Origin of the sequence: Streptomyces sp. NPDC020898 (assembly GCF_044333925.1) — a bacterium.
In the GTDB taxonomy this organism is placed as follows: Bacteria; Actinomycetota; Actinomycetes; order Streptomycetales; family Streptomycetaceae; genus Streptomyces.
Map to the genome: position 1 here is coordinate 155612 of NZ_JBIRRV010000008.1, position 25156 is coordinate 180767.

Annotated in this window: 21 protein-coding genes and 1 tRNA gene; 16 read left to right on the forward strand and 6 right to left on the reverse strand. The window is 66.8% G+C overall.

The annotated features are described in order from the left end of the window. The first annotated feature begins 142 nt into the window (after positions 1-142). From map to truA, 8 genes are all read left to right on the forward strand, one after another. Positions 143-979, forward strand: a complete 837-nt coding sequence (map, locus tag ACH4TV_RS25625) for a type I methionyl aminopeptidase (RefSeq protein ID WP_398401908.1) — start codon at positions 143-145, stop codon at positions 977-979. A 951-nt stretch (positions 980-1930) separates the two neighbouring features. Continuing rightward, the gene (gene infA, locus ACH4TV_RS25630; RefSeq protein WP_003948620.1) at positions 1931-2152 is read left to right on the forward strand and encodes a translation initiation factor IF-1; all 222 of its coding nucleotides are present in this window, start codon (positions 1931-1933) and stop codon (positions 2150-2152) included. A 60-nt stretch (positions 2153-2212) separates the two neighbouring features. Continuing rightward, on the forward strand, positions 2213-2326 hold the full coding sequence (rpmJ, locus tag ACH4TV_RS25635) for a 50S ribosomal protein L36 (protein ID WP_003998809.1): 114 nt from the start codon (positions 2213-2215) through the stop codon (positions 2324-2326). Between the two features lie 218 nt (positions 2327-2544). Beyond that, positions 2545-2925: a 30S ribosomal protein S13 gene (gene rpsM / locus ACH4TV_RS25640; protein WP_006376031.1), complete on the forward strand. Its 381-nt coding sequence runs from the start codon at positions 2545-2547 to the stop codon at positions 2923-2925. Between the two features lie 69 nt (positions 2926-2994). Further along, a complete protein-coding gene (gene rpsK / locus ACH4TV_RS25645; protein ID WP_006376016.1) occupies positions 2995-3399 on the forward strand; it encodes a 30S ribosomal protein S11 in 405 nt (134 codons plus the stop codon). 121 nt (positions 3400-3520) lie between these two features. Beyond that, on the forward strand, positions 3521-4543 hold the full coding sequence (locus ACH4TV_RS25650; RefSeq protein ID WP_307045305.1) for a DNA-directed RNA polymerase subunit alpha: 1023 nt from the start codon (positions 3521-3523) through the stop codon (positions 4541-4543). A 183-nt stretch (positions 4544-4726) separates the two neighbouring features. Next, entirely contained in the window at positions 4727-5248 is a 522-nt protein-coding gene (rplQ, locus tag ACH4TV_RS25655; RefSeq protein ID WP_398401912.1) for a 50S ribosomal protein L17, read from the forward strand. A gap of 88 nt (positions 5249-5336) precedes the next feature. Beyond that, on the forward strand, positions 5337-6197 hold the full coding sequence (gene truA / locus ACH4TV_RS25660) for a tRNA pseudouridine(38-40) synthase TruA (protein WP_398401913.1): 861 nt from the start codon (positions 5337-5339) through the stop codon (positions 6195-6197). Between the two features lie 271 nt (positions 6198-6468). Here truA and ACH4TV_RS25665 read toward each other — a convergent pair whose 3' ends face one another. After that, positions 6469-7383 carry a hypothetical protein gene (locus tag ACH4TV_RS25665; RefSeq protein WP_398401914.1) on the reverse strand — a complete coding sequence of 305 codons (915 nt, stop codon included), beginning with the start codon at positions 7381-7383 and terminating at the stop codon, positions 6469-6471. A gap of 369 nt (positions 7384-7752) precedes the next feature. Here ACH4TV_RS25665 and rplM point away from each other — a divergent pair, with 369 nt between their 5' ends. The 3 genes from rplM (at position 7753) to glmM (ending at position 10362) form a co-directional block, all read left to right on the forward strand. Next, complete coding sequence (gene rplM, locus ACH4TV_RS25670; RefSeq protein ID WP_006376008.1) at positions 7753-8196, forward strand: 50S ribosomal protein L13; 444 nt, start codon at positions 7753-7755, stop codon at positions 8194-8196. A gap of 42 nt (positions 8197-8238) precedes the next feature. Continuing rightward, positions 8239-8775, forward strand: coding sequence for a 30S ribosomal protein S9 (gene rpsI / locus ACH4TV_RS25675; RefSeq protein WP_398401915.1), 537 nt, complete (start codon positions 8239-8241; stop codon positions 8773-8775). A gap of 228 nt (positions 8776-9003) precedes the next feature. Then, positions 9004-10362 carry a phosphoglucosamine mutase gene (gene glmM, locus ACH4TV_RS25680; protein WP_398401917.1) on the forward strand — a complete coding sequence of 453 codons (1359 nt, stop codon included), beginning with the start codon at positions 9004-9006 and terminating at the stop codon, positions 10360-10362. Positions 10363-10462: 100 nt separating this feature from the next. Here glmM and ACH4TV_RS25685 read toward each other — a convergent pair whose 3' ends face one another. After that, positions 10463-11401, reverse strand: coding sequence for a DUF389 domain-containing protein (locus tag ACH4TV_RS25685; RefSeq protein WP_398401919.1), 939 nt, complete (start codon positions 11399-11401; stop codon positions 10463-10465). Positions 11402-11449: 48 nt separating this feature from the next. Next, positions 11450-12439: a type I pantothenate kinase gene (coaA, locus tag ACH4TV_RS25690; protein ID WP_398401921.1), complete on the reverse strand. Its 990-nt coding sequence runs from the start codon at positions 12437-12439 to the stop codon at positions 11450-11452. Between the two features lie 112 nt (positions 12440-12551). Here coaA and ACH4TV_RS25695 point away from each other — a divergent pair, with 112 nt between their 5' ends. After that, positions 12552-17585, forward strand: a complete 5034-nt coding sequence (locus tag ACH4TV_RS25695) for a ricin-type beta-trefoil lectin domain protein (protein WP_398401923.1) — start codon at positions 12552-12554, stop codon at positions 17583-17585. A 159-nt stretch (positions 17586-17744) separates the two neighbouring features. On the opposite strand, the gene ACH4TV_RS25700 is transcribed toward ACH4TV_RS25695, so the two are convergent. Beyond that, a tRNA-OTHER gene (locus ACH4TV_RS25700) sits at positions 17745-17849 on the reverse strand. Between ACH4TV_RS25700 and ACH4TV_RS25705 the strand changes: the two genes are divergently transcribed. The 4 genes from ACH4TV_RS25705 (at position 17849) to glmS (ending at position 23984) form a co-directional block, all read left to right on the forward strand. After that, positions 17849-17992, forward strand: coding sequence for a hypothetical protein (locus ACH4TV_RS25705; RefSeq protein ID WP_398401925.1), 144 nt, complete (start codon positions 17849-17851; stop codon positions 17990-17992). The genes ACH4TV_RS25700 and ACH4TV_RS25705 overlap by 1 nt on opposite strands. A 1786-nt stretch (positions 17993-19778) precedes the next feature. After that, positions 19779-20462, forward strand: coding sequence for a hypothetical protein (locus tag ACH4TV_RS25710; RefSeq protein WP_398401928.1), 684 nt, complete (start codon positions 19779-19781; stop codon positions 20460-20462). A gap of 769 nt (positions 20463-21231) precedes the next feature. Then, on the forward strand, positions 21232-22026 hold the full coding sequence (locus tag ACH4TV_RS25715) for a hypothetical protein (RefSeq protein ID WP_398401930.1): 795 nt from the start codon (positions 21232-21234) through the stop codon (positions 22024-22026). A gap of 110 nt (positions 22027-22136) precedes the next feature. After that, on the forward strand, positions 22137-23984 hold the full coding sequence (gene glmS, locus ACH4TV_RS25720) for a glutamine--fructose-6-phosphate transaminase (isomerizing) (protein WP_398401932.1): 1848 nt from the start codon (positions 22137-22139) through the stop codon (positions 23982-23984). On the opposite strand, the gene ACH4TV_RS25725 is transcribed toward glmS, so the two are convergent. Beyond that, a complete protein-coding gene (locus tag ACH4TV_RS25725; RefSeq protein ID WP_398401934.1) occupies positions 23945-24157 on the reverse strand; it encodes a DUF397 domain-containing protein in 213 nt (70 codons plus the stop codon). The genes glmS and ACH4TV_RS25725 overlap by 40 nt on opposite strands. A gap of 7 nt (positions 24158-24164) precedes the next feature. After that, positions 24165-25001 (reverse strand): helix-turn-helix domain-containing protein, encoded by an 837-nt coding sequence (locus ACH4TV_RS25730; RefSeq protein WP_398401936.1) that lies wholly within the window; start codon positions 24999-25001, stop codon positions 24165-24167. Positions 25002-25156: the final 155 nt, after the last annotated feature.

Genomic DNA, 25156 nt, shown 5'->3' on the forward strand with positions numbered 1-25156 from the left:
GTATGCGCGGGTTGCGGTCCCCGTATCTGTGGGCTTCGGGCCGGACTGCCTTGTCCTCAGGTGCCGGACGGGCTGGAAGTTACCGGGCCCGTATCTTTGAATGTGTTCGTTCGCTCCCCGGTCAAGAAAGGCCGTAGTCCCCATGGTGCAGATCAAGACCCGCGAGCAGATCGCCAAGATGCGCGAGGCGGGGCTGGTCGTCGCCGCCATCCACGCGGCCACTCGTGAGGCGGCCGTGCCCGGCGCCAGTACGAAGGATCTGGACATGGTGGCGCGGAAGGTGCTCGCGGAGCACAACGCGAAGCCGAACTTCCTTGGGTACGGCGGGTTCCCGGCCACTATCTGCACCTCCGTCAACGAGGTGGTCGTCCACGGCATCCCGTCCGACGAGGTCGTGCTGAAGGACGGGGACCTCATCTCCATCGACTGCGGCGCGATCATCGACGGCTGGCACGGGGACGCGGCGTACACGGCGTTCGTGGGGTCCGGGCATGCGCCGGAGCTCGTGGAGCTGTCCCGGGTGACCGAGGAGTCGATGTGGGCGGGCATCGCCGCGATGAAGCAGGGGAACCGGCTGGTCGATGTCTCGCGGGCCATCGAGACGTACATCCGGCGTCAGCCCAGGGCGGGCGGCGGGCGGTACGGGATCATCGAGGACTACGGCGGGCACGGCATCGGTACCGAGATGCACATGGACCCGCATCTGCTGAACTACGTCGAGCGCAAGCGGGGCAAGGGGCCGAAGCTGGTGCCCGGGTTCTGCCTCGCCATCGAGCCGATGGTGTCGTTGGGTACGCCGCGGACCAAGGTGCTTGAGGACGACTGGACGGTTATTACGACGGACGGGACCTGGTCGTCGCACTGGGAGCATTCGGTGGCGTTGACGGAGGAGGGGCCGTTGGTGCTGACGTCTCCCGACGGGGGTAGGGCGAAGCTGGCGGAGCATGGTGTGACTGCGGCGCCGGATCCGCTGGCGTAGGGGTTTCGCCCCCGCCGCCCCTACCCGTCCCATCCCCAGGGGCTCCGCCCCTTCGCCCCCGCCAGGGGGCTCCGCCCCCTGAACCCCCCGGCGGGGACTGCGTCCCCTGCACCCCGCTTCGGGGCTGTGCTCCTGGGTCCCTGGTCGGTCCGCACCCCCGGTGGGGACTGTGTTCCCTGGGCCCCTGCTCGCGGCGCGGCTCCCTTGGGCGCCCTGGCGGGGACTGCGTCCCCTGCACCCCGCTCTGGGGCTGTGCTCCTGGGTCCCTGGTGGTCCGTACCCCCGGTGGGGGCTGGGTGGACTGGTTCCCCTGGTCCTGGCTCGGGGCGCAGCCCCCTGTGTCCCGACCGGGGACTGCGCCCCCTGTGTCCCGACCGGGGACTGCGCCCCCTGGGCCCCGCTGCAGGGCTGTGCCCCTGGGCCCGTCCGTACGCCCGGTGGGGGCGGCGGCTGCATTCCCGGTGGGGAGTGCGTTCCCTGACCCCTGCTCGTGCCCTGGCGCCTGGCGGGGGCTGCGTCCCCTGCAACCCCGCTTTGGGGCTGTGCCCCCTGGGCACCCGGGTGGGGCCTGGGTGGGCTGCAGCCCCAGCCCGTTCCGGGGGCTCTGCCCCTGGACCCTGGTGGGTGCGCCTTGCACCCTCCCTGCTCCGTAGGCTCCGTTTCTGAATGGCCGGTGGGGACTGAGTCCCCTGCACCCGGCTCTTCCGCGCTGGGGGCTGTTCTGGCCGCCCTCGGAGACTGGGCGAGGGGGGCGTTTCCGGAGGGCGCTGCTCGGGCGTGGGCGTGGTGCTGGTTAAGGATCATCCCGGTGGGGCATTCTTCCTCGATTCGTCTTTCCGGGTGCGCTGACGTAGACTGACTCGTCGGCTCTCGTGCATCCGCATGTCCGCATGCGCCCTTAGGGGGAACGCATCGAGAGTCGATCAAGGTAGTCGATTCGAAGGGCGAAGCGTGGCCAAGAAGCAAGGTGCCATCGAGATCGAGGGCACTGTCGTCGAGTCTCTTCCGAACGCCATGTTCAAGGTTGAGCTCCAGAACGGCCACCAGGTGCTGGCACACATCAGCGGCAAGATGCGTATGCACTACATCCGCATCCTCCCTGACGACCGGGTCGTGGTGGAGTTGTCTCCGTACGACCTGACGCGTGGCCGGATCGTCTACCGATACAAGTAGATCTTGCCCACGTCCCGTGCGAGCGGGGCCGCCGGCAACTGACCCGGAGAACCTCACCCCATGAAGGTCAAGCCGAGCGTCAAGAAGATCTGCGACAAGTGCAGGGTGATCCGCCGTCACGGTCGGGTCATGGTCATCTGCGAGAACCCGAGGCACAAGCAGCGCCAGGGCTGACGCACGACCACCCTTCTGCACCCGCAGAAATTCGCGCGACGCGAGCAGTACATGTTCATACGCAGGGCCCAGATCCGAACGGATCTGATACCCCCGGTCGGAGGCCGGGGACCCAGTTCGTACCTAATCTTCAGTTGCGTCTGTCGCGCAGCGCGGAGAGGCCGGCGGATGGGAAACGGTCTTGTGGAAGACCTCCGAACGACAACTGGAGCCATTGAATGGCACGCGTTTCCGGTGTTGACATCCCGCGCGAAAAGCGTGTGGAGGTCGCCCTCACCTATGTGTTCGGCATCGGCCGGACCCTTTCCCAGCTGACGCTGGCGGAGACGGGCATCGACCCGAACACCCGTGTTCGGGACCTCTCCGAGGAGCAGCTCGTCGCGATCCGCGAGTACGTGGACGCCAACATCAAGACCGAGGGTGACCTCCGTCGCGAGATCCAGGGCGACATTCGCCGGAAGATCGAGATCGGCTGCTACCAGGGTATTCGTCACCGCCGTGGCCTGCCCGTCCACGGTCAGCGCACCAGCACGAACGCTCGTACCCGCAAGGGCCCGCGTCGCGCCATCGCCGGCAAGAAGAAGCCGGGCAAGAAGTAGTCCGCAGCGGACAACGCTTCATCAGCGGTCTTCGCTGTAGGACCGACCACCTCCCCGTAGGAGAATTAGATGCCCCCCAAGGGTCGTCAGGGCGCTGCCAAGAAGGTGCGCCGCAAGGAAAAGAAGAACGTCGCTCACGGGCACGCTCACATCAAGAGCACGTTCAACAACACGATCGTCTCGATCACGGACCCCGCGGGCAACGTGATCTCCTGGGCCTCTGCCGGCCACGTCGGCTTCAAGGGCTCGCGCAAGTCCACCCCCTTCGCCGCGCAGATGGCCGCCGAGTCGGCCGCCCGCCGCGCGCAGGAGCACGGCATGCGCAAGGTTGACGTCTTCGTCAAGGGCCCGGGTTCCGGTCGCGAGACCGCCATCCGTTCGCTCCAGGCGACGGGTCTCGAGGTCGGCTCCATCCAGGACGTCACCCCGACTCCGCACAACGGCTGCCGTCCGCCCAAGCGCCGTCGCGTCTGACGCACGGTTGTTTCGGGTTTGAGGTTTCGGGCGGTATGGCTCCTTCGAGTCGTATCGCCCTTACCCTTGTAGTACTAGTCGGGCATCAAATAGTGGGTGCCCATGACTGAAGGATCGCAACATGCTGATTGCTCAGCGTCCCTCGTTGACCGAAGAGGTCGTCGACGAGTTCCGCTCCCGGTTCGTCATCGAGCCGCTGGAGCCGGGCTTCGGTTACACCCTCGGCAACTCCCTTCGCCGGACCCTTCTCTCCTCGATTCCGGGTGCGGCTGTCACCAGCATCCGGATCGACGGCGTGCTGCACGAGTTCACGACCGTGCCGGGTGTCAAGGAAGACGTCACCGACCTCATCCTCAACATCAAGCAGCTGGTCGTCAGCAGCGAGCACGATGAGCCGGTCGTGATGTACCTGCGCAAGCAGGGTCCCGGTCTCGTCACCGCCGCCGACATCGCGCCGCCGGCCGGTGTCGAGGTGCACAACCCCGACCTCGTCCTGGCCACGCTCAACGGCAAGGGCAAGCTGGAGATGGAGCTGACCGTCGAGCGCGGTCGCGGCTACGTCTCCGCCGTGCAGAACAAGCAGATCGGGCAGGAGATCGGTCGTATTCCGGTCGACTCCATCTACTCGCCGGTTCTCAAGGTCACGTACAAGGTCGAGGCGACGCGTGTCGAGCAGCGCACCGACTTCGACAAGCTGATCGTCGACGTCGAGACCAAGCAGGCCATGCGTCCCCGTGACGCCATGGCGTCTGCCGGTAAGACGCTCGTTGAGCTGTTCGGGCTTGCCCGTGAGCTCAACATCGACGCCGAGGGCATCGACATGGGCCCGTCCCCGACCGATGCCGCGCTGGCTGCTGATCTCGCGCTGCCGATCGAGGAGCTGGAGCTCACGGTAAGGTCGTACAACTGCCTCAAGCGTGAGGGCATCCACTCCGTGGGTGAGCTCGTGGCTCGTTCCGAGGCCGACCTGCTCGACATTCGTAACTTCGGTGCGAAGTCGATCGACGAGGTCAAGGCGAAGCTCGCCGGGATGGGTCTCGCGCTCAAGGACTCGCCTCCCGGGTTCGACCCGACCGCCGCGGCTGACGCCTTTGGCGCCGACGATGACGCGGATGCCGGGTTCGTCGAGACCGAGCAGTACTAAGAGCTCGGGTCAGACGGTTCTGTTTTTGGGTGCGGGAGCGCTGCGCTTGATCGCGCAGTTCCCCGCGCCCCTTCCGGACTGGGCCCCTTCGGGGCCTTGTCCGGATCTTCGACGGGTATCCGCCCGCTCGGACACTGACCTCGGTACCTGATACGGCCGGGGCAGACACCTAGGAGAAAGACCATGCCGAAGCCCACCAAGGGTGCCCGTCTGGGCGGCAGTGCCGCGCACGAGAAGCTGCTCATCGCGAACCTGGCGAAGCAGCTCTTCGAGCACGGCCGCATCACGACCACCGAGGCGAAGGCGCGCAAGCTGCGTCCGTACGCCGAGCGGCTGGTCACCAAGGCGAAGAAGGGCGACCTTCACAACCGCCGTCAGGTTCTCCAGGTCATCACGGACAAGAGCATCGTCCACACGCTCTTCACCGAGATCGGCCCGCGCTACGAGAACCGCCCGGGTGGTTACACCCGTATCACCAAGATCGGTAACCGTCGTGGCGACAACGCGCCCATGGCTGTCATCGAGCTGGTGGAGGCCCTGACCGTGGCTCAGCAGGCCACCGGTGAGGCCGAGGCGGCCACGAAGCGTGCCGTCAAGGAAGACGTCCTCAAGAAGGACGCCCCGGTCGAGACCGAGGCTGCCGACGAGGTCGTCGAGGACGCCAAGCCGGCCGACGAGGCCGCCGAAGAGTCCAAGGACGCCTGAGCTTCGGTTCGCGTCTGAGCGGGTCCGCCTTCGGGCGGGCCCGCTTTCGCGTTTCCGTGGCCGGTCCCCGCGCTGAGAGGATCTGTTTGTGAGCGATGACGTAGAGCCCGGGCATGTACGGGTACGGCTTGACCTGTCCTACGACGGCACCGCGTTCTCCGGGTGGGCCAAGCAGGCCGGGGGGCGCAGGACCGTACAGGGGGAGATCGAGGATGCCCTGCGGACGGTGACGCGGTCGCGGGAGACCACGTACGAGCTGACCGTTGCCGGGCGTACCGATGCCGGGGTGCATGCGCGGGGGCAGGTCGCCCATGTCGATCTGCCTGTGCAGGTGTGGGACGAGCATCGGGAGAAGCTGCTCAAGCGGCTTGCGGGGCGGTTGGCCAAGGATGTGCGGGTGTGGCGTGCGGGGGAGGCGCCGGACGGGTTCAACGCGCGGTTCTCGGCGGTCTGGCGGCGCTACGCGTATCGCGTCACCGACGAGCCCGGTGGAGTCGATCCGCTGCTGCGCAACCACGTCCTGTGGCACGACTGGCCTCTCGACGTCGACGCCATGAACGAGGCGGCCAAAGGGCTTGTGGGGGAGCACGACTTCGCCGCCTACTGCAAGAAGCGCGAGGGCGCGACGACCATTCGTACGCTCCAGGAGCTGAGCCTCGTCCGTGGTGACGACGGGGTCATCACCGCCACTGTGCGGGCCGACGCCTTCTGCCACAACATGGTGCGCTCACTGATCGGGGCGCTGCTCTTCGTGGGCGACGGGCATCGGGGGGCCGACTGGCCCGGGAAGGTGCTGGCGGCCCGCGTACGGGATTCGGCGGTGCATGTCGTACGGCCGCACGGGCTGACGCTGGAGGAAGTCGGTTACCCCGCCGACGAGTTGCTGGCGGCGCGGAACAAGGAGGCGCGGAACAAGCGGACGTTGCCGGCGGCGGGGTGCTGCGGGTAGCGGACCTGGCGGGAAGTGACAGTGCGGCGGGGCCCTGTGCCTCGGGCCCCCGCCCATGCCCGCTGCTTGAGTTACAGCCGTCGTTACGCCGGTTCCACGATCAGCCAGGCGTCCGTCGAGGTGTCGCCGGGGGACTGCACGGTGAGGAAGATGCGGCTCGTTGCCGTGACCGCCGTGGCGCCGTTGAGGGGGAGGGTGCCCATTTTGGCGTTGGTGCCCTCCTTGGAGCCGCCGGGGTCGAAGGTCTGCGTCCCGTTGATCGTGACGGGTCCTACTGGCTCGCCGCCGAGGCCTGGGCCTCGCCGCGTCGTCTGATCTGGCGGAAGGCGAACTCGGCCAGGTCGTCGCCCGTGGTGAAGACCGCCGTGCTCTTCGTCGTCACGTCCTTGCCGTCGGTGAAGCCGGCGATCGTGAAGTAGCTGTAGCGGCCGTACGAGTTGGTCGTCGAGCGGCAGATCGCCGCGCGGCAGAAGGTCGGGACGCCGCCGCCGGACAGGGACTCGACGATGCTCTTCTTGTCCGCCGTGCTCTTGACCTTCGCGGCCTGGGCCTCGGTGTCGAAGACGGCCACGCCGACCGTCACCGCGACGCCGTCCTTGCTGTACGTGACGCGCAGGAAGCGGGTGCACTTGTTGGCCGTGAGGATCGCCGGGAGGGTGCCCTTCGTCGCCGACGCGCAGTTCTTCGTGTCGGCGGTCGGGCCCTTCTTGTAGAGGCGCTCGCCCATCGTCAGCTGCGTACCGGGGAAGAGGACGTTCGGGGCCAGGGGCGCCGTGTCCTTCTTCACACTCGATATGAAGTCCTTCGGGTCCAGCGGCGGCGGGGCGCTGGTGGGTGCGAACGACGGCGCCGCGGCGGCGGTGTCGCTGGGGATGTCCGCGGTGGAGGGCAGCTGGGAGGTCGGTTTGTTGGATGCCTGGCTGTTGCCGTCCGCGTTGACCACGGCCATGGCGACGGCCGCGCCCACGCCGACGGTGGCCACCGCGGCCCCCACGGTCAGCAGCAGTTTCTTGCGCTTGTTACGGGTCTCGGACGCCTCGGCGAGCGCCGCCCAGTCGGGGGCCTGACCGGCGCCCTGGCTGCCCCAGGGCTGCTGCGGGGCCAGGTTGTCCTGGTTGTCCCACGGCTGCTGCGGGGTATTCGGTTTCCAGGGATCCCATTGAGGTCCCCCCTGCCCAAAGCTCATGGGCGCATCCTAGACGCCGTGCACCCCCTGTGCCGCTGCGTCTCAGACGCTTCTCATGGACCACGAGGGCCACAGGGGCAACGTGGTTGGGGTTCGGGACGGTTCGCGCGCACCCGCCCGTACTGTCCGTTGCGGGGGCCTGCGCCGAGCTCGTTTTGACCCGTCCGGGGCTGCACGGGTAGCCTGGGCGTTCGTTATGCGTATCGGCTTGGTCGTTCTCACGCGAGAGGCCCATACGTAGGTTCCCTGGAGCAGTTACCAGAGGGCGGCATACGGGCGTTGTTCCCGGCATTGTCGTCCCCAGCTGCACGATCGCTTCAGTGATGCCATGTGTCAGGACCCATCCACTGAAGAAGCGAAGGCTACGAAGTGCGTACGTTCAGCCCTAAGCCCGGCGACATCACTCGCCAGTGGTACGTCATCGACGCCCAGGATGTCGTCCTGGGTCGTCTGGCCACCACTGCCGCGAACATCCTGCGGGGCAAGCACAAGCCGATTTACGCCCCCCACGTCGACGCTGGTGACTTCGTCATCATCATCAACGCCGACAAGGTGCACCTCTCCGGCAACAAGAAGACCCAGAAGATGGCTTACCGCCACTCCGGCTACCCGGGTGGTCTGCGCTCCGTCCGCTACGACGAGCTGCTGGCCAAGAACCCCGAGAAGGCCGTCGAGAAGGCCATCAAGGGCATGATCCCCAAGAACACCCTGGGCCGTCAGTGCCTGTCGAAGCTGAAGGTCTACTCGGGCGACCAGCACCCCCACGCTGCGCAGCAGCCGGTGCCGTTCGAGATCACCCAGGTCGCGCAGTAGTTCCGGCCACCCCCTAAGACGTAAAGAATTCTGAGGAGAATCGTGGCCGAGACCACTGTCGAGCAGCCGCTCGACGACACCACCGACGTCGAGCTTGAGAACGCCGACATCGAGAGCTACACCACCGAGTCCGAGGCGCCCGTAGCCGAGGGCGAGTACACCGAGGCGCTCGACGGTCGCTTCGGCGACCCGCAGCCGGCCGCCGGCCTGGGCCGTCGCAAGAACGCCATCGCCCGCGTCCGGATCGTCCCGGGCACCGGCAAGTGGAAGATCAACGGGCGCACCCTTGAGGACTACTTCCCCAACAAGGTGCACCAGCAGGAAGTCAACGAGCCCTTCAAGGTGCTCGAGCTCGAAGGCCGCTACGACGTCCTCGCCCGCATCTCGGGTGGCGGTGTCTCCGGCCAGGCCGGCGCCCTGCGCCTCGGCGTGGCCCGCGCGCTGAACGAGGCCGACGTGGACAACAACCGCGCCACCCTCAAGAAGGCCGGCTTCCTCCGTCGCGACGACCGTGCGGTCGAGCGCAAGAAGGCCGGTCTCAAGAAGGCCCGTAAGGCCCCGCAGTACAGCAAGCGTTAATCACGCCCGCTGCTTGTACGTCCGAACGCCCCGGCGGCACGCTTTGTGCCGCCGGGGCGTTCGTTTATCACAGCCAGAGGCGTATAACGGCACAAGGTGCTCAAAGACTGGCGTGATCGGATGCCTTTCCCAAGAGAAAGTTCATCAGGTTCTCAGGCGTCTCGAAGTTTCCAGGCTTCGTCGATGACTTCGAGAACTTCGTGGACTGCGAGAGTACGGAGGACACCAGTGGGACAACTCTTCGGCACGGACGGCGTGCGCGGTGTCGCCAACGTGGATCTGACGGCCGAGATGGCTCTCGGCCTGTCCGTAGCGGCGGCCCACGTACTCGCCGAGGCGGGTTCGTTCGAGGGCCACCGGCCGGTCGCCGTGGTCGGACGGGACCCGCGTGCGTCCGGGGAGTTCCTGGAGGCCGCGGTGGTCGCGGGCCTGGCCAGCGCGGGCGTCGACGTCCTGCTGGTCGGTGTGCTGCCCACCCCGGCGGTGGCGTATCTCACCGCCGAACTGGGTGCCGACCTCGGCGTGATGCTCTCGGCCAGCCACAACGCCATGCCGGACAACGGCGTCAAGTTCCTGGCCCGGGGCGGCCACAAACTCGACGACGACCTGGAGGAACGGATCGAGGCCGTCTACGAGGAGCACCGCACCGGCGCTCCCTGGGACCGCCCGACCGGCTCGGGCGTCGGCCGGGTGCGGACCTACGACGCGGGCTTCGAGCAGTACGTCACCCATCTCGTCGGGGTGCTTCCGAACCGACTCGACGGTCTGAAGGTCGTCCTGGACGAGGCGCACGGCGCGGCCAGCCTGGTCTCGCCCGAGGCGTTCACGCGGGCCGGCGCCGAGATCGTCACCATCGGCGCGGAGCCCGACGGCCTCAACATCAACGACGGCTGCGGCTCCACCCACCTCGGCAAGCTCCAGGCCGCCGTCCTCGAACACGGCGCCGACCTCGGCATCGCCCATGACGGCGACGCGGACCGCTGCCTCGCTGTCGACCACACCGGTGCGGAGGTGGACGGCGACCAGATCATGGCCGTACTCGCGCTGGCGATGCGGGAGCGTGGCGTACTGCGCGCCGACACCGTTGTCGCGACGGTGATGTCGAACCTGGGCTTCAAGCTGGCGATGGAGCGCGAGGGGCTGTCCATCATCCAGACGGCGGTCGGTGACCGGTACGTCCTGGAGGAGATGAAGGAGCACAGCTACGCGCTCGGCGGCGAGCAGTCCGGGCACGTGATCATCTGGGATCACGCCACGACGGGCGACGGCACGCTGACGGGGCTGATGCTGGCGGCCCGGGTCGCGCAGACCGGTCGTACGCTGAGGGATCTCGCGGCGGTGATGGAGCGGTTGCCGCAGGTGCTGGTGAATGTGCCGGACGTGGATCGGACCCGGGTGGGTTCATCTGCGGAGCTGGCGGCGGCGGTTGCCGATGCGGAACGGGAACTCGGGGCTACGGGGCGGGTGTTGTTGCGGCCTTCCGGGACCGAGCCGTTGGTTCGGGTGATGGTCGAGGCTGCGGATATTGATCAGGCTCGGTCTGTGGCTGGGCGGTTGGCGGATGTGGTGAAGTCGGCGCTGGGGTAGTTTCCGGGCCGGGTTGGGGGTGGGGGTTCTGTTTCGTGGCGGGCTGCGGGTCTGCTGTGGCTTGTCGCGCAGTTCCCCGCGCCCCTATGGGGCGCGTCCTCTACTGGGCTCGGGCTGTTTTTTTCTGGTTGCTCCACAGCCACTTCTGGGCCAGGAGGGTGAGGGTGGAGGCCAGGATGATGCCGACCAGGTTGAGCAGCAGTTGCTCGGTGGAGCCCCAGGCCTGTCGGTACTCGTCGTAGGCGAAGGCCACCGCGGCGTTCGAGGCGGCCGGGACCGTGGTGACGGAGATGGCGACGCCGACCAGCAGGCCGGACTTCGCCGATGTCAGCGAGAGCGTGCCGGCGATGCCCGCGAGGACGGCGACGACGAACGAGAACGCGTCCGGCCGGTAGATGAAGTTCGTGTTGGGGCGTTCGGCGTCCAGCTTGACCCTGCTGAACAGGTTCACGGCGTCCATGAAGTAGGTGAAGCCGACCGTCACCAGCATCGCCACCGCGAAGCCCACCAGCAGGGCGATCAGGGAGCGCAGCGCCAGTCGCGGGTGCCGTTGCACGAGCGCCGTGCTGAGACCGGCCAGGGGCCCGAACTCCGGGCCGACCGCCATCGCACCGACGATCAGGATCGCGTTGTCGAGGACCACACCACAGGCCGCGATCATCGTGGCGAGCGTGATGAAGGCGATGTAGGTGATCGAGAGCGTCGACTCCTCGTGCGTCGCGTCCGCGAGATGCTCCCACAGGACGGCGTCCGCACCCTCGCCGGGCGCGTCCTCCGCCGCCTGGTCGGCGCGTTCGGAGAGCGACAGGTCGATGTTCTCGACGGCGATCGAACCGGTCGCGTGGAGGTTCAACGCCCTCAGCTCGCCGATGAGTTCGTCGCCGGCCTCCCGGGCCACGTCACACATGACGACGTCACCGGCGGGGTTGCGGGCGGCGCCGGGGAGAACGACGACGTGCGTGGTGCCGACCGTCTCCTCGATCAGGTGGACCACTTCGTCGGTCTTGTCGGCCGGGGTGATCAGGCGTAGGTGGAGCATGGGGGCAGGGTAGCCGGGCCGTGTGCCGTGAAAGTGTCGAAGGTACGGCTACAGCTTGCGCAGGCTGAGGCGCTGCACCTTGTGGTCCGGGCCCTTGCGGATGATGAGGGTGGCGCGGCCCCGGGTGGGGGCCACGTTCTCCAGGAGGTTCACCTTGTTGATGGTGCGCCAGGTGGTGCGGGCGTAGTCCAGCGCCTCCTCCTCCGACACCTGCGTGTACTTGCGGAAGTACGAGGACGGGTTCTGGAACGCCGTCTCGCGCAGCCTTCGGAAGCGGTTGAGATACCAGCGCTCGATGTCCTCGGGGCGGGCATCGACGTACACGCTGAAGTCGAAGTAGTCGGCGAGGCCCACGCGGGTGCGGCCGTCGCTGCCGGGGAGGGCGGGCTGGAGGACGTTCAGGCCCTCGACGATCAGGATGTCGGGGCGGCGGACCGTGAGTTTCCGGTCGGGGACGATGTCGTAGATGAGGTGGGAGTAGACGGGGGCCGTCACCTCGTCCTTGCCCGCCTTGATGTCCGCGACGAAGCGGGTCAGGGCCCGGCGGTCGTACGACTCCGGGAAACCCTTCCGCGACATGAGGCCGCGGGACGTCAGCTCGTCGGTGGGGAGGAGGAAGCCGTCGGTGGTCACCAGTTCTACGCGCGGGTGTTCGGGCCAGCGGGAGAGCAGCGCCTGGAGGAGCCGGGCGACCGTCGACTTGCCGACGGCCACCGAGCCGGCGACTCCTATGACGAACGGGGTGCCGGTCTGCGTGCCCTTTTCGCCCAGGAAGGTGTTCAGAGCGCCTCTCAGACCGTCCGTCGCGCCGACGTAGAGGTTGAGGAGTCGGGAGAGCGGGAGGTAGATGTCCCGCACCTCGTCGAGGTCGATGACATCGCCCAGGCCGCGCAGCTTCTCGACCTCCTCGGCCGTGAGGGAGAGCGGCGTCTTGGCGCGCAGCGCGCTCCACTCGGCACGGGTGAGGTCGACGTAGGGAGTCGCCTCCGGCCGCTGCCGGTGGGCGCTCCGGGGAGTCGAGGAGGCCGGAGAGATCACAGTCCATTGTTACGGGAGTGTGGACGGGGTGGGGGGTGGGGTGCGTCACGCCCCACCCGCCTTGCCTCCGTGCGGTCCGGTCAGCCGACGGCACCCTTCTCGTTCCAGCCGCATGACCGCGACCCGCTACTTCCGGGGCATGGACGGCGATCCGCTGCCGGACGGTACGACCCGTTCGGTAGACGTCAAGGACTACGAGGGCGCGCTGGTCGCCGCCGGCAAGCTGCCCTATGCGGGCCGCGTCGCGGAGACGATGACGTACACCAAGTACGGCGGCGACCTGCTGACCCGCTCGGTCGACCACCCGAGATACACGGTGCTGGCCACGCGCACCCGCGACGGCGGTATCCCCGCGCTCCGGGCGTACCGCGTCCTGGACGACCGCAGTGTCTCGGTGACCCGGTCCTCCAAGACCGGTGACGACACCCGCGAGTGGCGAACCGTCAGGACGTCCTCGACGTACGACGCTTACGGCCTCCCCGAGCGGGTGGAGTCCGAGGGCGACATCGGTCGGTCGGGCGACGAGTCGTGCACCGTCTCGTCGTACGTGCACAACACCACCAAGTGGCTGATCGGCCTGACCAAAGAGACCCTGACGACGGCGGGCACGTGCGCCGCCGCCGACACGGCCACCGGAGCCGACTGGCTCGGCGGCTCGCAGGTCGCCTACGACGGCGGTGCCCGGGGGGAGGCGCCGACCCTCGGTCGGGCCACCGCCACCTGGAGCATCAGCGGCAGCGGCGGCAGCTGGACCCAGAGCGGCACGCTCACCTACGACGGCCTCGGCCGTGTGAAGACCACTGACGATGCCCTGGGCACCACCGACACGACCACCTACACCCCGGACAAGGGGCAGGTGTACTCGGTCACCGTGACCAACGAGCTCGGTCACGAGGAGACGACGGTCGTCGACCCCGCCCGCGGCACCTCGCTGAAGGAGACCGACACCAACGGCCACTTCACCGAGTTCGCGTACGACGCGCTGGGCCGCACGACGGCGGGCTGGAGCGACGCCACGCAGACCACGTCCGCCAAGCCCGTGGTGAAGTTCGAGTACAACACCACAGCCGGCGAGCCGGTGTCCGTGGAGACCTCCGCGCTCAACGACCGTGGCGGGTACGACCCTTCGGTGGTCTTCTACGACGGCCTGGGCCGCGAACGCCAGCGGCAGGAGCCGGCGGTCGGCAAGGGCCGCCTGATCACCGACACCCACTACAGCGCGAACGGCACGATCGAGCGCACGGACAACGCCTACTACGCCCCCGACGACCCGAAGACGGTGATGTTCGAGGTCGAGTCCGACTTCCGCATCCCCAACGCCACGCTGTACGCGTACGACGGACTGGGCCGGACATTGTCCGAGACCCCCTACGAGGCGGGCACCACCAAGCCCGAGAAGTCCACGCGCTACGTGTACGGCTACGACTACTCCACCGTGATCGAGCCGAACGGCGCCGCCGCGCAGCGCAGTTACAGCGACGCCCTCGGCCGCACCGTCCGCGTGGACACCTTCACCGACGCCCTGCGCGCGGCCTACCGCGCCACGAACTACCAGTTCGACGCACGCGGCGACCAGGTCGGCGCGACCGACACCCAGGGCAACACCTGGTCCTGGACGTACGACGCCCGAGGCCGCCAGCTCACCTCGACGGACCCGGACACCGGCACGACCTCGACCACGTACGACGTCCTTGACCGCCCGGTGACGACGACCGACGCGCGTGGCGTGAAGGTGTGGACCGGTTACGACAGACTGTCGCGGCCGACCGAGCAGCGCCTGAACTCCGCCACGGGCGCGAAGCTGACCGAGACGGCCTACGACGGGCTGATCGGCGCGGCCGGCCTGCCCTCGAAGTCGACCCGCTACACGGACAACCTCCCGTACACCACCGAGGTGATGGGTTACACCGACGACTACCAACCCAAGGGCATGCGGCTCTCGCTTCCGCCGCTGATCGCGCAGCAGTACGGCCTGGCCGAGATGTACACGTACGCGTACGAGTACACGCGCCTGGGCCTGCCGAAGTCGGTCACCCTGCCGAAGGCCGGCACGCTGGAGGCGGAGAAGGTCGTCACCCGCTACAACGCGGACGGCCTGCCGGTCTCCACGTCCGGCCTGGACTGGTACACGGCGGAGACCGACTACAGCCAGTACGGCGAGGTCCTGCGCACGGTCAGCGGCGAGATGCCGACCCGGTTGTGGACCACGAACCTGTTCGACGAGAGCACGGGCGAACTGACCCGCTCGATAGTCGACCGCGAGTCGGTGACGGACACGACGGGCGTGTCCGGCCACCGGGTCAACGACCGTACGTACGCCTACGACAACGCGGGCAACGTCACCAGGATCGAGGACACGGTCGACTCGGTGACGGACCGGCAGTGCTTCTCGTACGACGTGATCGGCCAGCTCACGAGGGCGTGGACGGCGAGCGACGCGGCCTGCGCCACGGCCGCGGACGGCACCCCGACCGCGGTGACGGCGGGCGCGCGGGCCGACGGCTACCACAAGAAGTACGAGTACGACGAGGCCGGCAACCGCAAGAAGCTGGTGGAGTACGACCCGGCCGGGAACGCGGCGAAGGACGCGACGACGACGTACACGTACGGCAAGTCGGACGGCACCCAGCCGCACACCCTGACCGGCCTGTCCCACACGTCCACGACGGGTGCGGGCGCGAAGGTCACCGAGGCGGCTGCGCTGACGTACGACGAGACGGGCAACACGAAGACCCGTACGTACGGAGGCGACGAGCAGGCCCTGTCCTGGACATGGGACGGCCAGGTCGAGAAGGTCACGGGCTTCGGCGAGAACGGGTCCGGGGCCTGGGCGGGTCTGGCGGACAAGTGCCTGGACGTGCAGTCCGGCGTGACGACGGCGGGCACGCCGGTCCAGTTGTACGACTGCAACGGCACGAAGGCGCAGAAGTTCCGTATCGACGCGGCGGCGGGTTCGTCCGATCCGTCGACGGGCGCGTTGAAGGTGCTGGGCAAGTGCGTGGTGCCGTCCGGCGGCGGCACGGCGAACGGCACGGCCGCGGTGCTCGCGGAGTGCGACGGCAGCGCCGGCCAGCAGTGGACGACAGTGTCCACGGGTCACAAGCTCAAGCACGTCTCGTCAGGCAAGTGCCTGGACGTCCCGTCCGCGAACTCGGCGTCGGGCACGAACCTCCAGCTGTACACCTGCGACACGAACGGCCTGGCCCAGTCCTGGGCGCCGGCCAACGAGACGACGTATGTCTACGGCCCCGGCGGCGGGCGCCTGATGGCGCTGAGCGCCACGGAGAACGTCCTGTACCTGGGCGACACGACGGTGGCGAGAACAGCAACCGGCACGGCGGCCTACACGGAGCGCTACTACGCCCAGCCGGGCGCCCCGACGGTGATGCGGCACGCCCAGGGAAACACCGCCACCTCGACGCTGCACGCCCAGATCACGGACCAGAACGGCACGGCGTACGCGGATGTCGCACTGGCGGCGGGCAACGCGGTGCAGTTCTCGCGTACGGATCCGTTCGGGGTGCGGCGCGGCACGGAGTCCAACCAGTGGCGCTCGCACCAGGGTTACATCGGCGGCGACGACGATGCGTCGAGCGGGTTCGTCCACCTGGGAGCGCGGGAGTACGACCCGTCCCTCGGACGGTTCCTGTCGGCGGACCCGGTGCAGATGAACGGGTACGTGTACTGCGAGAACAACCCGGTCACCTACTCCGACCCGTCCGGGCTGATGTCGAAGGCCGAAGGGGGCGGCGGGGGAGGTGGCGGGGGCGAGGACCTGAGCGCGTACGGGGGCCCGTCGGCGTCCGACCTGGCATGGGCCAGCGGTCAGTTGGGCATGTCCATCAAGGACTTCGTCCTGGCCAACGCCGGTGCGTGGATCATCTCGCTCCTGGGGCTGGACGATGCGGTGTCCTGTGTCACCCGCGGCGACGCGTGGGCGTGTGCCCGTGCCGCCGTGGGCGTTGGTCTGGGGGTGCTCGGCAAGGCGCGGGCGATATACCGGACCATCGACAAGGTCATCGGCGCGTACCAGACGTGGCAGAAGGCCAAGGAACGGGCCCGCAAGCTCATCGCGGCCGCCGAGAAGGCCCGCGAACTGGCCCGCAAGGCCAAGGAGGCCAAGCGCAAGGCGGCGGCACGGGCGGCACAGATCAAGAAGCTGGCCCAGCAGGCCAAGACGAGAGCCGCGAAGGCGGCGGCGAAGAAGACCGGCAACGCGGTCCAGAAGGCCAAGAAGGCGGTGGCCAAGGCCGAGGAGAAGGTCAGGACCGGTTACCAGAAGGCCAAGGCCAAGCTGGGAGGCGGCTGCAAGACCAGCAACAGCTTTGTCCCCGGCACGCTGGTCCTGATGGCCGACGGCACCACCAAGCCGATCGAGGACGTTGCCAACGGTGAGGAGGTCCTGGCTACCGACCCCGAGAGCGGCGAAATGGCCGTGGAGACGGTCACTGCCGAGATCACGGGTGAGGGGGTCAAGCACCTGGTCAAGGTCACCATCGACGTTGACGGTGCCAAGGGGGACGCCGTTGCTTCGGTGACTGCGACTGACGGTCACCCTGTTTGGGTTCCTGCCCTGGACGAGTGGGTGAAGGCCACGGACCTGAAGTCCGGCCAGTGGCTCCAGACCAGTGCCGGTACCTTTGTCCAAGTCACGGCGATCGAGCGGTGGACGGCACAGCAGACCGCCGTCCACAACCTCACCGTCAACGACCTGCACACGTACTACGTGCTCGCTGGGGCCACCCCAGTACTGGTCCACAACTGTGGCGACGCGGGCTACGCGGATGTTTACCTGGACATGGAACAGGGGCACGCATCGGTCGCGGTGACGCACAACGGTAGAACTATTCACACCGAGGCTGGTTCTCGAGTCGGAGAAGACTCTATCGTTGGCTTGCGGAACGCTCCTCATGCCCCCGGAACCGACGTCATTCGAGTTCCTCTACCGAATGCAAGACGAGCGCAGCAGGCGCAGGACTACTTCCTGGATGACAGCAACCTGGGGCCGCACAACAACAACACAAACAATTGTGTGACGTTCTGTTCAAAAATTCTCAAGGCTGGAGGATACGAAATGCCGGTCTCGAGATCGATGGAAATCGCAGGATGGCTCCTGGAAACGAGTTTTGAACGAAGGAGGTTGTGATGGCGGGCGACTGGGAGTGGCTGAGGGGCCTGCAGCCGTCCAGCGATGTGCCTGAGCAGCTGTGCACCCCTACGACATCGCCTGAACTCAACCTCGGTGTGCAGGTGATCGGCAGCAACATCGTCGGTAACGACGTGGTCGAACTTGCTGCGCAATACATGGCCGAGCATGCCCGGCTCGAACTGTGGATTGGGAGTCACGAGCCACCCCTGGGGTTCCGGCAACAGTTTGAGCGAGGCCGGCCCTCTGCTGAGGGAATGCTCGTGGCCTTCGATGCGTGGGTCGCGTTCGAAGCCGCATATCAGGCGTCCGGCAGGCAGGTCGACCAGGTGCGCGACGAGCGGGAGAGACTGAAGGCGGCCCTACGCGGGGCCATCGACGCCCTGGTGCGTGCCCGGATCGAATAGTGGGCGGGCAAGTGACCGTTGTAGTGGTTCCGCCGGAGTGGGTATCTCGGCTCGGAGTAGGAGAAAGCCCACCGGCGGGGGCGTCCGCCTGCCTGGGCGCGAGCAGTCGGCCGAGCTGTTATGAGGCGGCAGGGCGGGAACGGGTTTTACTGGCGAGGTGTTAGTTATTTTCGGTACGACGGAGAGAGTGAACTCAGCACATCATGAACAGATCCGGTATACGTCGTAGTTGAACCCGCACCCGTCCTCGTACCGGTGCCTTCGCGGCCCTGTTCCTTCCCCTCGCCCTGATCGCCAGCTGTGGCGACTCCACAGGAACCGATGGCGAGGGTGCCGCACAGGGCAAGGGATCCGCCTCTCCGTCGAGCACGCGGAGTGCGTCCGAGGCGCTCACCGCCGCTCAGTTGGACAGGTTGTCTCTGGCCGCGAGTGATCTCAAGGGGTTCGGTGTCAGGGAGCTCGAAGCGGGCGAGGTGCTCATGGGGGATCCGGCGGCCACCGCGCAGCGTCGGGTGACGTCCGAGTTCGACGGCGACGTGATCGCTGCCGCGGGCTCCGAGGAGGAGTTGGACGCGGCGTTCGCGATCACCAGGACCACGGTGGTTCTGGCCTCGTACGACAGCGGACCAGGTGCGGGAGGTACTCGCGGCGCTCAGGAGTGGGCTCGCCGCGTGCGAGGGAGGGTTCTCGACGATGGGTGTCGACACGGTGAGTGCGGACACCGCGCCGAACGTGGGGGACGAGACCGTCGCGTCCGCTGTGAGACCCGGTCAGGATGCTGCCCCGATGGGTCCGACGAGGGCCGTGGTCTTCCGGCGGGGAAGCACCCTCGCCCAGTTCAGCGCCGAAAATCCGTCCGCCACCGCGCCTACCGACGACTTTGACTTTCCGACCGCGCTCATCGAAGCCCAGGACACGAACCTGAGATGACGAGTCCACTCGGAGTGGAATCTTCGAGCGGTAGCCGGAGGGTGTGGGCCTCGTTTTGGTTGCGCGATTGCGGGATTCTTCTAATCGCGCGGAACGGTTCAGGTCATGCAGTCCCGAGTGGCCTTTCGGATGATTTTTGATGGATTGAGAACATCGCCCTAGCGGCCTCTTCCGGGGGGGGGTATTCCATCCCGGACGTAAGGGCGGCTTCAAGATTTGGGGATGATGAGGTGAGATGAACCTCCACGATGTTGCTCGCGACCTGGACAAGATTCCAAGAGAAGGCACGATCTATGTCCCCCAGAGCGATGTGATTGTCAACGGAAGTACACTCGCTTTGGTTGTATTGCCCGAGAACGAGCCAGCGACTGGCTGGCGATACCTGCTTGAGGTGTTTATCGCCCGCGAGGTCCTGGAGGTTTGGTCGTCATGACGGGGAAATAGGACCCCGTCTATAGGCGAGGCGTGTGAGGCGATCATCTACTATGCAGATAACGATTCTTATCAAGAGGATTAGAGGGCGTGGAGGCGAGAGCTGAAGTGCGATACAGGATGGAGAGTGGTGGCCTCTTGCAAGGCGATGACGAGGTCACTCCGTCCGGCGAGACTGGGCATCGCTAGAATCGATATTATGAGCTGGCCGACTCGGTGACTGGAAATGAAGGGGACCTCTCGTGTCGCTGCGATCTTTTCTTTCCTGAAGGCTGAGGAGGATTATGGGGCACGCGGCAGGTTCGGATATTCAAGCGTGCGGAATAGGAAGCCGCTTCAGCTCGGCTCTGCCGCATCGTCGCGGGACGCATAGAGGGGCCGCATCCCCTGTCCTTCGGGCTGCTGGCTGGGTAGCGTCGCCCTGGTGAATCTCAACCTCTTCAACGATGTGCCTGATGGCTTGACTCGACGAGCCCGATCGTTCGTCAGCGCGCACGGCATCAAGGTCGACGTCCGGCCAGTGGAGGGGCATCGGCAGTGGTGGCTTGAGCGAGACGTCCCGGCAGCAGTGATCGACCGAATGGCGGCCTACCAGGAGAGATGGGGCGGTTTGCTCTTGCCACCCGCATCGCAGTACGACGGAGGCCCCAAGTACCTCGATCCGGACTCGCCCGAATCAGACTCGGCAGGGTGGTGGTTCGAAGCCGGGATGCAACGAACTGCGGTCCCCTACTCATTCATGATCGGTCCGTCTGGTGAGTTCGGAATCCAGGCGGATGGGTGGGCGGCTCTCCACGCGTCAATCGAGGGCTGGGTGGAATCGCTCGCGCTGGCCCACCACGCCTCTATGTGGGCGAAGCAGGTCACCAAGCTCGTCGGCGATGACGTCGATGGCATCGAGTTGGGCGGCTACGGGCCGGTGCGCGAGGTGATGGGCCTTGCAGACACCTGGTGGAGAGGTTCTGACTCTTTGGTGGCGCTCTACACCGGGGAGGCAGAGTCCCTCGGTTTCCCCGGAGGTCGCATCGCGTTGATCTACTCGGGGCTTGATGAGTGGGGGCTGCGAGGCGGCGTCGAGGCAGACGGTACTGAGATCGCTTGGGAATGACCAAGCCCTGGGTTGCTGTTTGTTGCGTCACGATCGGCGGGCCACCTCGGCTGCGTAGGCGGTCCTGACGGCTCCGGCTGCCCATCGTCCGGCCGTGAAGTCGCTGACTCCGAGGAGCTGTTGAAGGACGGCCGCAGGCATCTGGACGCAGAAGTCGAGCAGGGCGGCGCATCGTGCGGCTTCCGGGGGAGTCTGATGTTGCGGAGTCGCCTCGTGAGTCGTCGGTTGGTCAGCGGCATTCCGGGGCGCTGGGTGGAGAGGAGCGAGGGTGCGTTTTGCTCGATGGACATCACTATGTGCTCGTGGCTGCGGGCGATTTCGACGGGTTGGAGGGTGAGTTCGTCCCCCTCGCCCAGCTGGGTGACAAGTTCACTCGGAGCGGAATCTTCGAGCGGCAGCCGGAGGGCGTCGGCCTCGTTTTGGTTGCGGGATTGCGGGATTTTTTCATCGCGCGGAACGGTTCAGGTCATGTAGTCCGGCGTGGTCTTTCGGGTGATTTTTAGTGGATTGGGCTAGGTTTAGTTGCCCTCTTCGTTGCACTTCAGGCCGTTTCGGCGGCTGTATGGAATGCGGGAATCGGGTCGATGGAGACTCGAATTGAGTCGAGTGATCACGGCGGCGTCACGATCAAATATCGGCTCGTGTCTCTGTGGGCTCGCGCGGTTACCTGCTGCGTAAAGTGCCGGTAAATCGATTGCGCTTCGCTGAATACCCTCAGGAGTAGCCGCGAAGTGGCATCGGCGTTTACTTGAAAGAGAGAGTTTCCGACGTGAGATCCACCGCTGTCCGCCGTACCGCCCTCGCCGCCTCCTCCGCCGCCCTCGCGCTGCTTGTCACCGCCTGCGGTAGCTCGTCCGGCGACGAAGACAAGAACGGTGACAGCGCGACCGCCCAGGCCGACAAGGCCGCCTCCGCTTCTGCCGCGCCGGCCGCCGGTAAGGCGCTTACCGCTGCCGAGTTGGAGAAGGTTGCGCTCGTGCAGGCGGACGTCAAGAGCGGGACGGTCACCGAGAAGGTGCCGGCGAAGGATGACATCGCGCAGGACAAGGTGACGTCGGGCGACGCGACCTGCGCTCCGCTCGCGTACCTCCAGTCCGGTAGCTACGTCGGCAAGCCGGCGGCGACGGCGAAGCGGACGTGGAAGGGGGAGGCCGCGAAGCCCGCTGCCGGGGCGAGTGACGAGGACAGTTTCCTTGCCGCCCTCGACCTTGAGCAGGCCGTCATCACGCTGGCCTCCTATGAGGACGGCGGCGCCGAGCAGGCGATGAAGGACCTGAACACCTCCGCCGAGAAGTGCGCCGCCGGGTTCTCGTTCACCGTGGCCGGTACGGAGAGCAAGGCGTTGAAGGTGACCACGACCCCGGCGCCCGAGGGAGCGGACGAGGCGCTCGCCCTGACGGTGACCGTGGATGCCGGTCTGAAGGCGCCGATGAAGGCTGTTGTCGTCCGCAAGGGCGCCACCGTCGTCTACATCCCCGCTCTCAACATCGCCTCGGCCTCCACCGGCAAGGACTACGACTTCCCCACGGAGATCGTCGCCGCGCAGCTGGCCAAGCTCGGCTGATCCACCGCGATTCCGTTCCCGTCGGGGGTCTTCGTACCTCCGGCGGGAATTTCCGATATCGGGCACGCGGTGCCCGGATGTGACCCGAGTCCGCCTTTAGGCTGCGGGACATGTGCGGAATCGTGGGTTACGTGGGGTCGCAGTCGGCTCTCGATGTCGTGATGACCGGGCTGAAGCGACTGGAGTACCGGGGATACGACTCGGCGGGTGTCTCGGTGCTGGCCGATGGCGGGCTGGCCGCGGCCAAGAAGGCCGGGAAGCTCGTCAACCTGGAGAAGGAACTCGCCGAACGGCCGCTGCCGGCCGGCGGCACGGGGATCGGGCACACCCGGTGGGCCACCCACGGCGGGCCGACCGACGCCAACGCCCATCCGCACCTCGACAACGCGGGGCGCGTCGCCGTCGTCCACAACGGGATCATCGAGAACTTCGCCTCTCTGCGGGCCGAGTTGGCCGAGCGCGGGCATGAACTCGCCTCCGAGACCGACACCGAGGTCGTCGCCCATATGCTCGCCGAGGAGTTCTCGGCGTGTGCTGATCTGGCGGAGGCCATGCGGCTTGTCTGCCGGCGGCTTGAGGGGGCGTTCACGCTCGTCGCCGTGCATGCCGACGAGCCGGACGTCGTCGTCGGGGCGCGGCGGAACTCGCCGCTCGTGGTGGGCGTTGGAGAGGGCGAGGCCTTTCTCGCCTCGGACGTCGCCGCGTTCATCGCCCACACGCGGTCGGCGATCGAGCTGGGTCAGGACCAGGTGGTGGAACTGCGCCGGGACGGGGTCACGGTGACGGGGTTCGACGGCCGTCCGGCTGACGTGACGTCGTTCCACGTCGACTGGGATGTGTCCGCCGCGGAAAAGGGCGGCTATGACTACTTCATGCTCAAGGAGATCGCCGAGCAGCCCAAGGCTGTCGCCGATACCTTGCTGGGGCGTATCGACGCGGCCGGCTCTCTGACGCTGGACGAGGTACGGATCTCGGCGGGGGTGCTGCGCGAGGTCGAGAAGGTCGTTGTCGTCGCCTGCGGTACGGCCTTTCACGCCGGGCTGATCGCCAAGTACGCCATCGAGCACTGGGCGCGTATTCCGTGCGAGGTGGAGTTGGCGAGTGAGTTCCGGTACCGGGATCCCATTCTCGACGCGCGGACCCTCGTCATCGCCATCTCCCAGTCCGGCGAGACCATGGACACCCTCATGGCTCTACGGCATGCCCGCGAACAGGGTTCCAAAGTGCTGGCCATCTGTAACACCAACGGCTCGACGATCCCGCGCGAGTCGGACGCCGTGCTGTACACGCATGCGGGGCCCGAAGTCGCCGTCGCGTCGACCAAGGCGTTCCTCACGCAGTTGGTGGCCTGCTATCTGGTCGCCCTGTATCTGGGGCAGGTGCGCGGTACCAAGGGGGGCGATGAGATCCGGGCCGTCGTACGCGACCTGGCGGACATCTCCGGTGCGGTCGAGCAGGTGCTGGAGACCATGGAGCCCGTGCGTGAGCTGGCACGTTCGCTCGCCGACAAGGACACGGTGCTGTTCCTGGGGCGGCACGTGGGGTACCCGGTGGCGCTGGAGGGTGCCCTCAAGCTGAAGGAACTGGCGTACATGCACGCCGAGGGCTTCGCTGCGGGTGAGTTGAAGCATGGGCCGATCGCCTTGATCGAGGACGACTTGCCGGTGGTCGTGGTGGTGCCTTCGGCTCGTGGGCGGTCCGTCCTCCACGACAAGATCGTGTCCAACATCCAGGAGATCCGGGCGCGGGGCGCGCGCACGATCGTCATCGCGGAGGAGGGGGACGAGGCGGTGGTGCCGTACGCGGATCACCTGATCCGCATTCCGGCTACGCCGACGTTGCTCCAGCCGCTTGTCGCCACGGTGCCGTTGCAGGTGTTTGCCTGTGAGCTGGCGACGGCTCGGGGGAACGAGGTGGATCAGCCTCGGAATCTGGCGAAGTCGGTGACGGTGGAGTGAGGTGATTTTAGGGCGTTGATGAAGGGGGTGAAGGCTCCGGTGGGGAAGGTGAGGGTTGCCCTGGCCGGGGCTTTCGTGTCGCGGACGGCAACTTGGGTGGGGGAGTTGGCTATCTCTACGCAGGCGTTCCCGTCGCCTTCGCCCGAGTAGGACGACTTCCGCCAGTTGTCCATGGGCGCCTCACAGCTCTCTCGCCAGCTCGTGGATGAAGTCACGCGACCGTAGGGGGTCGATTGATACGGCCTCCACCATACGGAAGCGCGTTCGATAGATGGTGAGCTGGGCTTCGGCATGGAGAAGGATTGAGCCATGGGGTGCGTCCCGCAGCACTGTGTCCAGCTTGGGCAAGAGCCCGCCCGCGTACGTCATCGTGCTCGACGCCTTGGCGAAGTCGTCCAGGTCGAATGGGATGACTCGCACGGTGATGTGGTCAGCTTCGGAGAGTTCGAGGAGCCGGGCGAGTTGGGACTTCGAGGTGGCACGGTCGCTGACCCTGATCCGAAGCGCCGCCTCATGAATTACCGCTTCGTAGGGGATCGTGCTCTCCTGGCGTGCCTTCCGGTGCCGGATGCGCAACTCAAGCTCTTCGTGAGTGAGTTCGGGCAGTCTGGCCGAGAAGAGGGCACGTGCGTAGTCCTCCGTCTGAAGCAGGCCCGGTACGAACAGCATGTCCACGCTGCGTAGAAAACGGGCGTGGTGCTCCAGCTCGGACAGGTCCAGGAAAGGCTTGGGCAACAGGCCCCGGTACTCCTCCCACCAGCCACGGGCTCGGTCGGTGGCCATCGCGGCCAAAGCGTCGATGAACTCCTTGTCCGTGCAGGCGTAGTGGGATGCGAAGCGGCGTACTCGCTCCTTGCTCACGCCCACGAGTCCGGATTCGATCTGACTCATCTGGACCCGATTCACCCCAAGTAGTGCTGCCGCTTCGATGGTGGTGAGTCCTGCCGCCTGGCGGAGCCTGCGCAGTTCGATCGCCAGGCGCATCTGACGTGCGGTTGGTTCGCGCCTCTGGGTCATCAACAGCTCCTCGTTCGGGTCGAATTACGCGATCGGCTTGCCCGGCGTTACATGTTACGCCTACCGTCAGTGACGCGACGCACACTCTGCGGAACGCCGGGACCCCCGGAAGCGCACCACACCGTCCTGCCACGACGGCTGCGGCATGCCACCGC

Excerpts from the sequence above, each read along its gene's own strand:
- map (WP_398401908.1), top strand. The coding sequence starts at position 143 with ATGGTGCAGATCAAGACCCGCGAGCAGATCGCCAAGATGCGCGAGGCG.
- rpmJ (WP_003998809.1), top strand. The coding sequence starts at position 2,213 with ATGAAGGTCAAGCCGAGCGTCAAGAAGATCTGCGACAAGTGCAGGGTG.
- rpsM (WP_006376031.1), top strand. The coding sequence starts at position 2,545 with ATGGCACGCGTTTCCGGTGTTGACATCCCGCGCGAAAAGCGTGTGGAG.
- rpsK (WP_006376016.1), top strand. The coding sequence starts at position 2,995 with ATGCCCCCCAAGGGTCGTCAGGGCGCTGCCAAGAAGGTGCGCCGCAAG.
- ACH4TV_RS25650 (WP_307045305.1), top strand. The coding sequence starts at position 3,521 with ATGCTGATTGCTCAGCGTCCCTCGTTGACCGAAGAGGTCGTCGACGAG.
- rplQ (WP_398401912.1), top strand. The coding sequence starts at position 4,727 with ATGCCGAAGCCCACCAAGGGTGCCCGTCTGGGCGGCAGTGCCGCGCAC.
- ACH4TV_RS25665 (WP_398401914.1), bottom strand. The coding sequence starts at position 7,383 with ATGAGCTTTGGGCAGGGGGGACCTCAATGGGATCCCTGGAAACCGAAT.
- ACH4TV_RS25685 (WP_398401919.1), bottom strand. The coding sequence starts at position 11,401 with ATGCTCCACCTACGCCTGATCACCCCGGCCGACAAGACCGACGAAGTG.
- ACH4TV_RS25695 (WP_398401923.1), top strand. The coding sequence starts at position 12,552 with ATGACCGCGACCCGCTACTTCCGGGGCATGGACGGCGATCCGCTGCCG.
- glmS (WP_398401932.1), top strand. The coding sequence starts at position 22,137 with ATGTGCGGAATCGTGGGTTACGTGGGGTCGCAGTCGGCTCTCGATGTC.
- ACH4TV_RS25725 (WP_398401934.1), bottom strand. The coding sequence starts at position 24,157 with ATGGACAACTGGCGGAAGTCGTCCTACTCGGGCGAAGGCGACGGGAAC.
- ACH4TV_RS25730 (WP_398401936.1), bottom strand. The coding sequence starts at position 25,001 with ATGACCCAGAGGCGCGAACCAACCGCACGTCAGATGCGCCTGGCGATC.